This window comes from Leclercia adecarboxylata (genome assembly GCF_006874705.1).
Taxonomy (GTDB): domain Bacteria; phylum Pseudomonadota; class Gammaproteobacteria; order Enterobacterales; family Enterobacteriaceae; genus Enterobacter; species Enterobacter adecarboxylatus_C.
The window spans coordinates 2283015-2295702 of record NZ_CP035382.1; the positions used below are offsets into that span (position 1 = coordinate 2283015).

The 12688-nt window shown below is 54.8% G+C and carries 18 protein-coding genes; 13 read left to right on the forward strand and 5 right to left on the reverse strand.

Annotation, left to right across the window (positions count from 1 at the left end; all coding sequences use genetic code 11):
- Positions 1–40 precede the first annotated feature (40 nt).
- Entirely contained in the window at positions 41–370 is a 330-nt protein-coding gene (bsmA, locus tag ES815_RS11865) for a biofilm peroxide resistance protein BsmA (RefSeq protein ID WP_142487966.1), read from the reverse strand.
- 138 nt (positions 371–508) lie between these two features.
- On the opposite strand from bsmA, the gene yjfP reads away from it, so the two are divergent.
- On the forward strand, positions 509–1240 hold the full coding sequence (yjfP, locus tag ES815_RS11870) for an esterase (RefSeq protein WP_142490048.1): 732 nt from the start codon (positions 509–511) through the stop codon (positions 1238–1240).
- Here the strand turns inward: yjfP and ulaR are convergent.
- The gene (ulaR, locus tag ES815_RS11875; RefSeq protein ID WP_142487967.1) at positions 1237–1992 is read right to left on the reverse strand and encodes an HTH-type transcriptional regulator UlaR; all 756 of its coding nucleotides are present in this window, start codon (positions 1990–1992) and stop codon (positions 1237–1239) included. The two genes, yjfP and ulaR, sit on opposite strands and share 4 nt — an antisense overlap.
- A 108-nt stretch (positions 1993–2100) precedes the next feature.
- Positions 2101–3165 (reverse strand): L-ascorbate 6-phosphate lactonase, encoded by a 1065-nt coding sequence (gene ulaG / locus ES815_RS11880; RefSeq protein WP_142487968.1) that lies wholly within the window; start codon positions 3163–3165, stop codon positions 2101–2103.
- Positions 3166–3519: 354 nt separating this feature from the next.
- Here ulaG and ulaA point away from each other — a divergent pair, with 354 nt between their 5' ends.
- Genes ulaA through ES815_RS11910 form a run of 6 tightly spaced genes read left to right on the forward strand, consistent with a single transcriptional unit; the run spans position 3520 to position 7928 of the window.
- Positions 3520–4920 (forward strand): PTS ascorbate transporter subunit IIC, encoded by a 1401-nt coding sequence (gene ulaA / locus ES815_RS11885; RefSeq protein WP_142487969.1) that lies wholly within the window; start codon positions 3520–3522, stop codon positions 4918–4920.
- 12 nt (positions 4921–4932) lie between these two features.
- Positions 4933–5238, forward strand: a complete 306-nt coding sequence (gene ulaB / locus ES815_RS11890) for a PTS ascorbate transporter subunit IIB (RefSeq protein WP_108476136.1) — start codon at positions 4933–4935, stop codon at positions 5236–5238.
- A 10-nt stretch (positions 5239–5248) separates the two neighbouring features.
- Positions 5249–5716 (forward strand): PTS ascorbate transporter subunit IIA, encoded by a 468-nt coding sequence (ulaC, locus tag ES815_RS11895; RefSeq protein ID WP_142487970.1) that lies wholly within the window; start codon positions 5249–5251, stop codon positions 5714–5716.
- 12 nt (positions 5717–5728) lie between these two features.
- Positions 5729–6379, forward strand: a complete 651-nt coding sequence (locus ES815_RS11900) for a 3-keto-L-gulonate-6-phosphate decarboxylase UlaD (RefSeq protein ID WP_142487971.1) — start codon at positions 5729–5731, stop codon at positions 6377–6379.
- A gap of 9 nt (positions 6380–6388) precedes the next feature.
- Entirely contained in the window at positions 6389–7255 is an 867-nt protein-coding gene (locus ES815_RS11905) for an L-ribulose-5-phosphate 3-epimerase (RefSeq protein ID WP_142487972.1), read from the forward strand.
- The gene (locus tag ES815_RS11910) at positions 7242–7928 is read left to right on the forward strand and encodes an L-ribulose-5-phosphate 4-epimerase (RefSeq protein WP_142487973.1); all 687 of its coding nucleotides are present in this window, start codon (positions 7242–7244) and stop codon (positions 7926–7928) included. The genes ES815_RS11905 and ES815_RS11910 overlap by 14 nt, the downstream gene beginning before the upstream one ends.
- A gap of 79 nt (positions 7929–8007) precedes the next feature.
- Here the strand turns inward: ES815_RS11910 and yjfY are convergent, their stop codons facing one another.
- Positions 8008–8283, reverse strand: a complete 276-nt coding sequence (gene yjfY / locus ES815_RS11915) for a DUF1471 family protein YjfY (protein ID WP_142487974.1) — start codon at positions 8281–8283, stop codon at positions 8008–8010.
- A 343-nt stretch (positions 8284–8626) separates the two neighbouring features.
- On the opposite strand from yjfY, the gene rpsF reads away from it, so the two are divergent.
- The 5 genes from rpsF (at position 8627) to ES815_RS11940 (ending at position 11160) form a co-directional block, all read left to right on the forward strand.
- Positions 8627–9022 carry a 30S ribosomal protein S6 gene (gene rpsF, locus ES815_RS11920; RefSeq protein WP_011915632.1) on the forward strand — a complete coding sequence of 132 codons (396 nt, stop codon included), beginning with the start codon at positions 8627–8629 and terminating at the stop codon, positions 9020–9022.
- Between the two features lie 6 nt (positions 9023–9028).
- Positions 9029–9343: a primosomal replication protein N gene (gene priB, locus ES815_RS11925; RefSeq protein ID WP_006178996.1), complete on the forward strand. Its 315-nt coding sequence runs from the start codon at positions 9029–9031 to the stop codon at positions 9341–9343.
- A gap of 4 nt (positions 9344–9347) precedes the next feature.
- Complete coding sequence (gene rpsR, locus ES815_RS11930) at positions 9348–9575, forward strand: 30S ribosomal protein S18 (RefSeq protein ID WP_000135199.1); 228 nt, start codon at positions 9348–9350, stop codon at positions 9573–9575.
- 41 nt (positions 9576–9616) lie between these two features.
- Positions 9617–10066, forward strand: coding sequence for a 50S ribosomal protein L9 (gene rplI, locus ES815_RS11935; protein ID WP_142487975.1), 450 nt, complete (start codon positions 9617–9619; stop codon positions 10064–10066).
- Positions 10067–10218: 152 nt separating this feature from the next.
- The gene (locus tag ES815_RS11940) at positions 10219–11160 is read left to right on the forward strand and encodes a DMT family transporter (RefSeq protein ID WP_142487976.1); all 942 of its coding nucleotides are present in this window, start codon (positions 10219–10221) and stop codon (positions 11158–11160) included.
- Between the two features lie 23 nt (positions 11161–11183).
- Here ES815_RS11940 and ES815_RS11945 read toward each other — a convergent pair whose 3' ends face one another.
- Positions 11184–11819: an OapA family protein gene (locus ES815_RS11945; protein ID WP_142487977.1), complete on the reverse strand. Its 636-nt coding sequence runs from the start codon at positions 11817–11819 to the stop codon at positions 11184–11186.
- Positions 11820–12050: 231 nt separating this feature from the next.
- On the opposite strand from ES815_RS11945, the gene fklB reads away from it, so the two are divergent.
- Entirely contained in the window at positions 12051–12671 is a 621-nt protein-coding gene (gene fklB, locus ES815_RS11950; RefSeq protein WP_185902404.1) for an FKBP-type peptidyl-prolyl cis-trans isomerase, read from the forward strand.
- Positions 12672–12688 lie beyond the last annotated feature (17 nt).

A 12688-nucleotide genomic window follows, 5' to 3' on the forward strand; every position in this document is an offset into this window, starting at 1 on the left:
TGGACGCAAAGCAGTGTAAATGTCGTTTAAATACCGCGCGTTATTTACGGTATAAAATGGCCTGCGAGTACCATTGTCCCGTCACGATGGTTTCATCGATAAGGATAATGACGTAGTAATCTGCTTTCGCGGCGACGGCTTTTGCTTTGATGGCATCTTCCACATCTGCGGGAGAGCCTCGCTCAAGTGCGGTGACGGTACCCATCCGTTGTAATCCTTCCGTCTGATTACGACGAATTTCTTGTGGGTGGTCGGCAACCGGTGGTGCAGGCTGTGGCGTGCCTTCTAACGCGCTACATCCGCCCAACACCAGCATCAGCAATAAAGCAGCAAACCATCGCATAACCATATCTCGTTTCCTGATAGCCATAGTGTAGAACTCTGTTGATTTAGGATTGGGGGAATGTTCCCAAATTGTTAGCTGTGGCGTAAATTTCGAATGAAAATTGTGCGAAAGCGTAATCCAGTTCTCAACATTTTAAATCACCCTTTAGCATGAGGCCCAATGATGATTGAACTTGAAATACGACAATTTGGCGACCTTGAGAGTGTACATGCCGTTCCGGCGGGAAAACTGTCTCAGCCGTTGCCGGTTGTTATTTTTTATCATGGTTTTACCTCATCAAAGCTGGTCTACAGCTATTTTGCGGTTGCCCTGGCGCAGGCCGGTTTTCGGGTGGTAATGCCGGATGCACCGGATCATGGCGCACGCTTTACGGGGGATGAGCAGGCTCGTCTGGGGCAGTTCTGGCCGATCCTGCATGGCAACCTCACTGAATTTGCCGCGCTACGGGATGGGTTGTATCAGGCTGGGCTGGTGGCGGATGAACGTCTTGCGGTGGCCGGGGCCTCGATGGGCGGGATGACCGCGCTGGGCATCATGGCGCGCCATCCGGAGGTGAAATGCGTGGCAAGCCTGATGGGCTCTGGCTACTTTACCTCGCTAGCCCCTACGCTGTTCCCCCCACAGCCATCTGCGTCCTTCGCGGAGATGGTCTCTCCGCTTGCCGACTGGGAGGTAACGACCAGGCTACCCCGGCTGGCCGATCGTCCGCTGCTGCTGTGGCACGGGGAAGAGGATGATGTGGTGCCCGCCGCAGAGACCTTTCGTTTGCAGCAGGCATTGCGGCATGAAGGGCTGGACAAAAACCTGACCTGCCTGTGGGAGGCAGGGGTGAAACATCGCATTACGCCGACTGTCCTCGATGCCACGGTGGCGTTTTTCCGTCAGCATCTTTAAACGCGCAGGATCTTCACCCCCTGATCTTCCAGTTTCTGGAGGATCTGTGGGTCAGCACTTTTACCGGTGATCACCAGGTCTATCTGCTCGGCGCGGCTGAATAACATCCCCGCGCGCTCCCCGACCTTGCTGCTGTCAACCAGCACCACCAGTTTGCCGACCACGTTCAGCATGTTCTGTTCCGCCATCGCCGTCAGCATATCGGTTTTATACAGCCCTTCGGCGGTAAGTCCTTTCCCGCTGGTAAACATCCAGTGCCCGGCATAGAGCGTGTTCTCGCTGTCCTGCGGACTTAAGGTAATGGACTGGCTCTTGTTGTACTGTCCGCCCATGATCACCACGCTTTCGTGCTCCTGATCGATGAGGTAGTTGGCCAGCGGCAGGTAGTTGGTAATGATCTGCACCGGCTTGCCGCACATTTCGCGACCCAGCAGAAAGGCAGTTGAGCCACAGTTAATCACCACGCTTTCACCGGGATTCACCAGCTGGGAGGCGGCCCGGGCAATACGCACTTTCTCGTCATGATTCTGTGCCTGATGAATGTTCATCGGAGACCAGCGCGGGCGTTGTTGGCTGATCCCTTCCGCACCGTTACGGACTTTTTTCAGCTTCCCGCTTTCATCAAGTTTATTAATATCCCGGCGCGCGGTGGCAGGGGAAACGCCCAGCCGGGCAATCACTTGTTCCACGGTAACAAACCCCATCTGCGCCAGGAGTTCGAGTAAGATTTGATGCCGCTGTGCTTCTGTCATGAGCTATTCCGAAATAAATTGATGTTAAAAGATGATATTTGAAATAGCCTGAAATTACTAAGTAAATGATGGGCTCGCCAGGCGCAGCGCCTGGCGAGGGGGAAGCAATTACAGGAAAGATTTGAACGGCAGATCCGGTTCAATGGTGAAGCAGTCGTCAAAGCCGCGCGGGTAGTGATACTCAAAATTGTCTTTATCCAGCGGCCAGGTAAACTTGCCGCCCACCTGCCAGATAAACGGCTTAAAGCCATATTTCAGTCGATCTTTTTTCATCTCCCACAGCACGCGGATCTCCTGCGGATCGGCCTGGAAGTTTGACCAGATATCGTGGTGGAACGGGATCACCACCTGAGTATTGAGGGCTTCTGCCATGCGCAGAATATCGGCACTGGTCATTTTATCGGTGATGCCGCGTGGATTCTCGCCATAGGAACCCAGCGCCACGTCGATATGGTGCTCGTTGCCGTGTTTGGCATAGTAGTTGGAGTAGTGCGAGTCGCCGCTGTGGTACAGGGTACCACCCGGGGTTTTAAACAGATAGTTTACCGCGCGCTCGTCCATGCCGTCCGGCAGCACACCGGCTGCCTTCTGATCTGCCGGCAGCGTAATCAGCGCCGTACGGTCAAACGCATCCAGCGCGTGGATTTCAATGTCTTTGATTTTCACCACATCGCCCGGCTTCACCACGATGCAGCGATCCTGTGGCACGCCCCAGCCGATCCAGATATCCACGCAGGTTTGCGGGCCGATAAAGGGCACGTCTGGCGCACAGTTTTGCATTACGGCGGCGGCGACATTCACATCAATGTGATCGTTATGATCGTGGGTTGCCAGCACGGCATCGATCTGACGGATGGCGAACGGATCGAGGACAAACGGCGTGGTGCGCAGGTTCGGTTGCAGCTTTTGCACCCCCGCCATACGCTGCATCTGATGCCCTTTCTTCATTAGCGGATTACCGTGGCTTTGCTTGCCGGTCCCGCACCAGAAGTCGACACAGACATTCGCGCCACCCTGGGATTTCAACCAGATCCCGGTACAGCCCAGCCACCACATGGCAAAGGTGCCTGGCGCAACCTGCTCCTGTTCAATCTCTTCATTCAGCCAGGTTCCCCATTCCGGGAAGGTGCTGAGGATCCATGATTCGCGGGTGATGGTGTTCACTTTACTCATTGTCAGACTCCCTCTTTCTCACAATTAATCATATGGTGATTTAATTTGATTGATATTGTCACCAATGAGTCAGTAATGCAATGGCCTGATTACAGCAAAATGTCGCGTTGAAAGGACGTCTCTGACAAAAACGATCTATGATTTTAGCTGTTATATTTACATATCTTATTGAAATTAAATGATTTGTATTAGGTTGGTCTATTGTCGGTAAAGACATTGCTCTGTGCAGGGAAATAATTTGCGTGATGCGTCACAAATAATCAAATGCAATCTTGTGGTGATTATTTGTGATTACTAGAGTGGTGGCCTGTTGTACGAGCACTACGCATCGTACTGCCTTTACCGGAGAGTGTTATGGAGATCCTCTACAGCGTCTTTACCGTCTTTTTTAATCAGGTCATGACCAATGCCCCGCTGCTGCTGGGTATCGTGACTTGCCTGGGTTATATCCTGCTGCGTAAAAGCGTGAGCGTGATAATCAAAGGCACCATTAAGACCATCATCGGTTTTATGCTGCTTCAGGCAGGTTCAGGTATTTTAACCAGCACCTTTAAGCCCGTTGTCGCCAAAATGTCCGAAGTTTATGGCATTAACGGCGCCATATCTGACACCTATGCTTCCATGATGGCCACCATCGAACGCATGGGCGATGCCTACAGTTGGGTGGGATACGCCGTGCTGCTGGCGCTGGCGCTGAACATTATTTATGTCCTGCTGCGCCGTATTACAGGCATTCGTACCATCATGCTGACCGGCCACATCATGTTCCAGCAGGCCGGGCTAATTGCCGTTTTCTTCTATATCTGCGGCTACCCAATGTGGACCACCATCATCTGCACCGCAGTGCTGGTGTCGCTCTACTGGGGTATCACCTCCAACATGATGTTCAAGCCGACCCAGGAAGTGACTGACGGCTGCGGCTTCTCCATCGGCCACCAGCAGCAGTTCGCCTCCTGGATTGCCTATAAAGTCGCGCCTTACCTCGGCAAAAAAGAGGAGAGCGTGGAAGATCTCAAGCTGCCGGGCTGGCTGAATATTTTCCACGACAACATCGTCTCGACGGCGATAGTCATGACCATCTTCTTCGGCGCGATTTTGCTCTCGTTCGGGATTGACGTTGTCCAGGCGATGGCGGGTAAAACCCACTGGACGATCTACATCCTGCAAACCGGTTTCTCTTTTGCGGTGGCCATTTTCATTATTACCCAGGGCGTGCGCATGTTCGTGGCCGAGCTCTCCGAAGCCTTCAACGGTATCTCTCAGCGCCTGATCCCCGGCGCGGTTCTGGCGATCGACTGTGCGGCTATCTATAGCTTTGCGCCGAATGCGGTGGTGTGGGGCTTTATGTGGGGCACCATCGGTCAGCTGATTGCGGTCGGTATTCTGGTGGGCTGCGGCTCTTCCATCCTCATCATTCCAGGCTTTATCCCGATGTTCTTCTCCAACGCCACCATTGGCGTGTTTGCTAACCACTTTGGCGGCTGGCGCGCGGCGCTCAAGATCTGCCTGGTGATGGGGATGATTGAAATCTTCGGCTGCGTGTGGGCGGTCAAGCTCACCGGCATGAGCGCCTGGATGGGGATGGCCGACTGGTCAATTCTGGCCCCGCCAATGATGCAGGGCTTCGCCTCCCTCGGCATCGTCTTTATGGCCGTCATTATTCTGATTGCCCTGGCGTATATGTTCTTCGCTGGCCGTTCGCTGCGGGCGGAAGAAGATGCGGAACAACAAACAGCAGAAGTTTCTGCTCACTAAGGAGTTTTGACTATGACCGTACGTATCCTGGCTGTGTGTGGCAATGGGCAAGGTAGCTCCATGATCATGAAGATGAAAGTGGACCAATTTTTAACCCAGTCAAACATTGACCACACGGTGAACAGCTGTGCGGTAGGTGAATACAAAAGTGAACTGAACGGCGCGGATATCATCATCGCCTCTACCCATATCGCCGGTGAAATCAGCGTCACAGGCAATAAATATGTGGTGGGGGTGCGCAACATGCTGTCGCCTGCGGACTTTGGCCCAAAACTGCTGGAAGTGATCAAAGAGCACTTTCCACAAGACGTGAAGTAAGGGGAGCCATATGAAACTCCGTGATTCGCTGGCTGAAAATGACTCAATCCTGTTACAGGCCGAGGCCAGCACCTGGCAGGAAGCGGTAAAGCTGAGCGTTGACCTGCTGGTTAAGGCCGATGTTGTTGAGCCGCGCTATTACCAGGCCATTCTCGATGGCGTTGAGCAGTTTGGGCCGTACTTTGTGATTGCCCCGGGGCTGGCGATGCCGCATGGCCGTCCGGAAGAGGGCGTTAAAAAAACCGGTTTCGCCCTGGTCACCCTGAAAACGCCGCTGGTGTTTAACCACGAAGATAACGATCCGGTCGATATCCTCATCACCATGGCGGCCGTCGATGCCAACACCCATCAGGAGGTGGGCATCATGCAGATCGTCAATCTGTTTGAAGATGAAGCCAACTTTGACCGATTACGCGCCTGCCGCACCGGGCAGGACGTCCTGGATTTAATCGATAACGCCACTGCGGCGGCACTTTAAGAGGGAACGGAAATGTCATTACCAATGTTGCAGGTCGCGCTGGATAACCAAACCCTGGCCCACGCTTACGAAACGACACGTCTGATCGCCGAAGAGGTGGACATCATCGAGGTGGGCACCATTCTGTGCGTGGGGGAAGGCGTTCGCGCCGTGCGCGATCTGAAAGCGCTCTATCCTCACAAAATTGTGCTGGCTGACGCCAAGATCGCAGATGCGGGCAAAATCCTGTCGCGGATGTGCTTCGAAGCTAACGCCGACTGGGTGACAGTGATCTGCTGTGCGGATATCAATACCGCCAAAGGGGCGCTGGACGTTGCTAAAGAGTTTAACGGCGACGTGCAGATCGAACTCACCGGTTTCTGGACCTGGAAGCAGGCGGAAGAGTGGCGCGATGCAGGCATTCAGCAGGTGGTCTATCACCGCAGCCGCGATGCGCAGGCCGCGGGAGTCGCCTGGGGTGATGCGGATATCAGTGCCGTTAAGCGCCTGGCGGAGATGGGCTTTAAGGTCACCGTCACCGGTGGCCTGGCGCTGGAGGATCTGCCGCTGTTCAAAGGTATCCCGATTCATGTCTTTATCGCCGGGCGCAGCATTCGTGATGCTGCTTCGCCGGTGGAAGCGGCGCGCCAGTTTAAACGTTCCATTGCCCAGCTGTGGGGATAAGGAGCGGTTATGTTAAGCAAGCAGGTGCCGCTAGGTATCTATGAAAAGGCACTCCCCGCCGGGGAGTGCTGGCTCGAGCGACTGAAACTGGCGCAATCGCTGGGTTTCGATTTCGTCGAAATGTCGGTGGATGAGACGGATGCGCGCCTTTCCCGTCTCGACTGGAGCCGCGAGCAGCGTCTGGCGCTGGTGAATGCGGTGGCCGAAACCGGCGTGCGCGTGTCCTCAATGTGCCTGAGTGCCCATCGTCGCTTTCCGCTGGGTAGTGAAGATGACGCCGTGCGCGCACAGGGGCTGGCGATCATGCGTAAAGCGATTCGCTTTGCCCAGGACGTAGGGATCCGCGTCATCCAGCTGGCAGGCTATGACGTTTACTACCAGCAGGCCAACAACGAAACGCGCCGTCGTTTCCGTGATGGTCTGAAAGAGAGCGTCGAGATGGCGAGCCGCGCCCAGGTGATGCTGGCGATGGAGATCATGGACTACCCGCTGATGAACTCCATCAGCAAGGCGCTGGGTTATGCCCATTACCTTAATAACCCGTGGTTCCAGCTCTATCCCGATATCGGCAACCTGTCCGCGTGGGATAACGACGTTCAGATGGAACTACAGGCGGGTATTGGTCATATCGTGGCGGTACACGTCAAAGACACGCGGCCAGGCGTATTCAAAAACGTGCCGTTCGGCAGTGGCGTAGTGGATTTTGAGCGCTGTTTCCAGACGCTGAAAGAGAGTGGCTATTGCGGGCCCTGGCTGATTGAGATGTGGAGCGAAACCGCAGAAGATCCGCTGCAAGAGGTGGCAAAAGCCCGGGACTGGGTGCTGGAGCGGATGGCGCGGGCCGGGCTTATGGGAGGCGAAAATGCAGCAGCTTAAACAGCAGGCATTTGAGGCAAACATGGATTTGCCGCGTTACGCTCTGGTCACCTTTACCTGGGGAAACGTCAGCGCGATTGACCGGAGCCGTGGGCTGGTGGCGATTAAACCCAGCGGCGTGGCCTACGAGACCATGCGCGTGGAAGACATGGTAGTGGTGGATCTCGACGGCAAGGTGGTGGAGGGCCAATGGCGGCCTTCGTCCGATACCGCGACCCATCTGGCGCTGTACCGGCGTTACCCCTCCCTTGGCGGCGTGGTGCATACCCACTCCACCCACGCCACGGCCTGGGCGCAGGCGGGGCTGGCTATTCCGGCACTGGGCACTACCCATGCAGACTACTTTTTTGGCGATATTCCCTGTACGCGGGCATTAACCGAAGAGGAGGTGCAGGGGGAGTACGAACTCAATACCGGCAGGGTGATCGTTGAAACTCTGGGTGAGAGCGAACCGCTGCACAGGCCGGGGATAGTGGTCTATCAGCATGGCCCCTTCGCCTGGGGTAAAGATGCGCACGATGCCGTGCATAATGCCGTGGTGATGGAGGAGGTGGCGCGAATGGCGTGGATAGCTCGCGGCATCAACCCTCATCTGCAACCTATAGACAGCTACCTGATGGACAAGCACTTTATGCGCAAGCATGGCCCGAATGCTTATTACGGGCAAAAATAAAAAAAGCCCCCGGGCAGGGGGCTAATTAGACTATGACAATATTTTCGTTGTTGGCTTTCCTGGTGCTAGCGTCAAAGCATTACCGGTAGATATCTGCGCTGACGTGCATATTGCCGTTGCTGCCCGGTTCACGGGTGAGCATGACGTGATAGTAGCGGGCATCCCGCGCTTCGGCTTCTGCAGTAATGGCTTCTGTTGCTTCGCTTTCCGTAGCGAAGTTGTGGTTGATATAAATGACGCCCAGACTTTGCACATCATCCATATTCCTGGCCTGTCGGCCGTCAACCTGAATCGCTGCTGTCGCGTTTGCACTGAGCAAAAGCGCAGCCAGAATGGCAAGGTTTATCTTTTTCATGATATGCGCTCCACGACAAACTACGGTGCGACGATAATCACTTCGGGTTTTGTCCTCAGAAGGGGTCTGATTAAAGTGTAACCCCTTATCTGGTGGGCAATGGCGACCATTTCTGATGCTGTTGTTCAAAAAAGCGCCGCGATCGTCCGTGAGCTATGGTAAATCACCCACTTAGACGAGCTTTGCGCTTTGTGCGAATTATTTGTGCAATGCGCTTGAGTTTCCAGGGGGCCGCAAGTATTATGACGCGTCAATTTTTCAGCCGACCTTTAACACGTTCCTTGCCTCCCCGGGCCTCGGCTGACCCAGACAGGAGGCTGAATAATCCGTAAGGAGCAATTCGATGCGTCATTACGAAATCGTTTTTATGGTCCATCCTGACCAGAGCGAACAGGTTCCGGGTATGATCGAGCGCTACACTGGTGCAATCACTGCAGCAGAAGGCACGATCCACCGTCTGGAAGACTGGGGCCGCCGTCAGCTGGCTTATCCGATCAACAAACTGCACAAAGCTCACTACGTTCTGCTGAACGTTGAAGCACCGCAGGAAGCGATCGATGAGCTGGAAACTAACTTCCGCTTCAACGATGCCGTTATCCGCAGCATGGTTATGCGTACCAAAAACGCAGTGACCGAAGCATCTCCGATGGTTAAAGCGAAAGACGAGCGCCGTGAGCGTCGCGATGATTTCGCAAACGAAACCGCAGATGATTCTGATGCTGGGGATTCTGAAGAGTAATTTCTGATGACCAACCGTCTGGTGTTGTCCGGTACCGTGTGCAGGACCCCCCTTCGTAAGGTCAGCCCATCAGGAATTCCTCACTGCCAGTTCGTGCTTGAGCATCGTTCAGTGCAGGAGGAAGCCGGGTTTCACCGGCAGGCGTGGTGCCAAATGCCCGTTATTATTAGCGGACACGAAAACCAGGCCATTACTCACAGTATAACGGTCGGTAGCGCAGTAACCGTTCAGGGGTTCATCTCTTGCCACAAGGCAAAGAACGGTCTGAGCAAAATGGTTCTGCATGCCGAGCAGATTGATTTGATAGATTCTGGAGACTAGCCATATGGCACGTTATTTCCGTCGTCGCAAGTTCTGCCGTTTCACCGCGGAAGGCGTTCAAGAGATCGACTATAAAGATATCGCAACGCTGAAAAACTACATCACCGAAAGCGGTAAGATTGTCCCAAGCCGTATCACCGGTACTCGTGCAAAATACCAGCGTCAGCTGGCTCGCGCTATCAAACGCGCTCGCTACCTGTCCCTGCTGCCGTACACTGATCGTCATCAGTAATCGGGCACGGTCCATTAATACGACTTTAAGAGGATAAGGTAATGCAAGTTATTCTGCTTGATAAAGTAGCAAACCTGGGCAGCCTGGGTGATCAGGTAAACGTTAAAGCGGGCTACGCTCGTAACTTCCTGGTTCCACAGGGTAAAGCTGTTCCTGCTACCAAGAAAAACGTAGAGTTTTTCGAAGCACGTCGTGCTGAACTGGAAGCCAAACTGGCTGACGTTCTGGCGGCTGCTAACGCTCGCGCTGAAGAAATCAACGCACTGGGCACTGTTACCATCGCGTCTAAAGCTGGCGACGAAGGTAAACTGTTCGGTTCCATCGGTACCCGCGACATCGCTGATGCAGTAACTGCAGCTGGCGTTAAAGTGGCTAAGAGCGAAGTTCGTCTGCCGAACGGCGTTCTGCGTACCACCGGTGAGCACGAAGTGGACTTCCAGGTTCACAGCGAAGTCTTCGCTAAACTGGTTGTTAACGTTGTTGCTGAGTAAGTAATTACTCGTCACCACGTCGAAGCGCCGGCCTTGTGCCGGCGTTTTGCTTTTTTAACGCGCCCTGTCCCACCTTTTGCCTTCCAGGGTAGCTATTCCTGCCGCGTTCTCTGATAATAAAATGAAACGCCATTTTATCTTCGAGATTTGCTATGGACTCCGTTCTGCCCACGCCGATTTTTGCCCGTAAAAACATCGTTTTCGCCAGCGCGACGCTGTGCTGTTTGTTATGGGGAAGCTCCTATCCCGCCATTAAAAGCGGCTACGAACTCTTTCAGATTGCGACCAACGATATTTCATCAAAAGTCGTCTTTGCGGGTTATCGCTTTGTGTTTGCCGGCCTGCTGTTGCTGCTGTTAGCCCTTGCCCAGCGCAAGCCAATTGGTCGACTCAGCCCGCGGCAGTTTGGACAGCTGACGGTACTGGGCCTGACGCAGACGGCTATCCAGTACACGTTCTTTTATATCGGTCTCGCTTACACGACGGGTGCCAAAGGATCGATCATGAACGCGACCGCCACCTTCTTTAGCGTCATGCTGGCGCACTTTATTTATCAGAACGACAAGATCAGCTACAACAAAGCCCTCGGTTGTATCCTCGGTTTTGCCGGGGTGATGATCGTGAACTTCAATAGCGGCCTGCAGGACTTCCACTTTGTCTGGAATGGAGACGGTTTTGTGGTGCTGGCGGCGTTTATCCTTTCAGCCGCCACGCTGTATGGCAAACGTATTTCTCAGACGGTCGACCCGATGGTGATGACCGGCTGGCAGCTGGCGATAGGCGGGGTGATGCTGGTTGTCGGAGGCTATATCACAGGCGGAACGCTGGCAGTACCCAGCGTCAAAGCGGCGGCCATCCTCGGTTATCTGACCCTGCTCTCCTCGGTGGCGTTTGCGCTGTGGAGTTTGCTGCTGAAGTACAACCGCGTCAGTATGATTGCACCCTTCAACTTCTTAGTGCCGGTGGCTGGAACCGTCCTCTCTGCGATTTTCCTCGGGGAGAATATCCTTGAGATCAAATATGCCGTGGCGCTGGTGCTGGTCTGCTCGGGGATCTGGTGGGTCAACAAAGTGAGTGGAAAACAGGCCCGGTAAGCAACGCGCTACCGGGCGAACTGCTATTTAGCGCGGATAAAGCTGCCGTCAGACTGACGGGTAAACAGCACCTGCTGACCATTGCCGCTGTCAATGGTCAGCCCTGTCACCACGCCGCTCGCATTCTGGCGGATCTGCACCATCTGACCATTTTGCAGATTGCTCAGCGGCTTGCCCGCACCTTCAACCTGCGCCATCGCATAGACATCGGTCGGCGGCAGGTTGTGATCGCGGAACAGCTGCGCCATCGTTTTGCCCGGCTCTACGCGGTAGGAACGCCACTGCTGTTCGATACCCGGCACCGGCTGCGACTGCACGGGCGCGGCGGCCTGCTCCTGGGGCTGCTCTTCCTGAATCGGCTCCGGCTCAACCGGCGCCATCTGGCCCGGATCGTTAGAGGGGGAAACCAGCTGCGTCTGCATCGGTTGGCTATCGGGCTGCGGCTGCGTCTGCGAACGGAAATCCAGTTCGGCATCCCGGCGCACAGGCGCAGTCGCGCTGTCGTCAGCGCCTGGCAGCAGAAAACCAACAATAACCATCAGCGCACCGATGATAATGCCTCTGCGGTGCAGGGGCGGCAGCGGGTCCATGATGCGAAAGTTGTCTGGCGCATGCCAGATTTTCGTCAGGGTAGGTTTTAGTTCAAATGGCCCGGGCATGGCTCTCCTCCTGCTCCGCGTCTTTTTTCCTGTCCCGAGAAGTATAGTTTGCTAACTGCCTGATGAGCATTGCAAAGCCGGCTTCCGTGACACACATTCGGGAAAAATCCAGATAGTCTCTATTGTTTCCGTTTCATCGCAATTTGTCATCTTTCCATAAGACAAAGTTTTACCGGATGGAAGGTGGCTGTTATGCTGCCCGCTACTTTAAATGTGATGGAAGGAAATCCCATGACCACCCCGACTTTTGACACAATCGAAGCGCAGGCAAGCTACGGTATTGGTTTGCAGGTAGGACAGCAGCTGAGCGAATCAGGTCTGCAGGGTCTGTTACCGGAAGCGCTGGTGGCGGGTATCGCCGATGCGCTGGAAGGCAAGCACCCGGCGGTTCCGGTTGATGTGGTTCACCGCGCGCTGCGCGAAATCCACGAGCGTGCTGACACCGTGCGTCGCGCGCGTTTTGAAGAGATGGCAGCGGCAGGCGAGAAGTTCCTCGAAGAGAACCGTGAGCGCGAAGGCGTGAACAGCACTGAAACCGGCCTGCAGTTCCGCGTGATCAATCAGGGTGACGGCGCAATCCCGGCACGTACCGACCACGTTCGCGTGCACTACACCGGTAAACTGATCGACGGCACCGTGTTCGACAGCTCCGTTGCCCGCGGCGAACCGGCTGAATTCCCGGTAAACGGCGTGATCCCAGGCTGGATCGAAGCTCTGACCCTGATGCCGGTTGGCTCCAAATGGGAACTGACTATCCCTCAGAACCTGGCCTACGGCGAGCGTGGCGCAGGCGCATCCATTCCGCCATTCAGCACCCTGGTCTTTGAAGTCGAGCTGCTGGAAATTCTGTAATTCCGCGCACTTTCCTC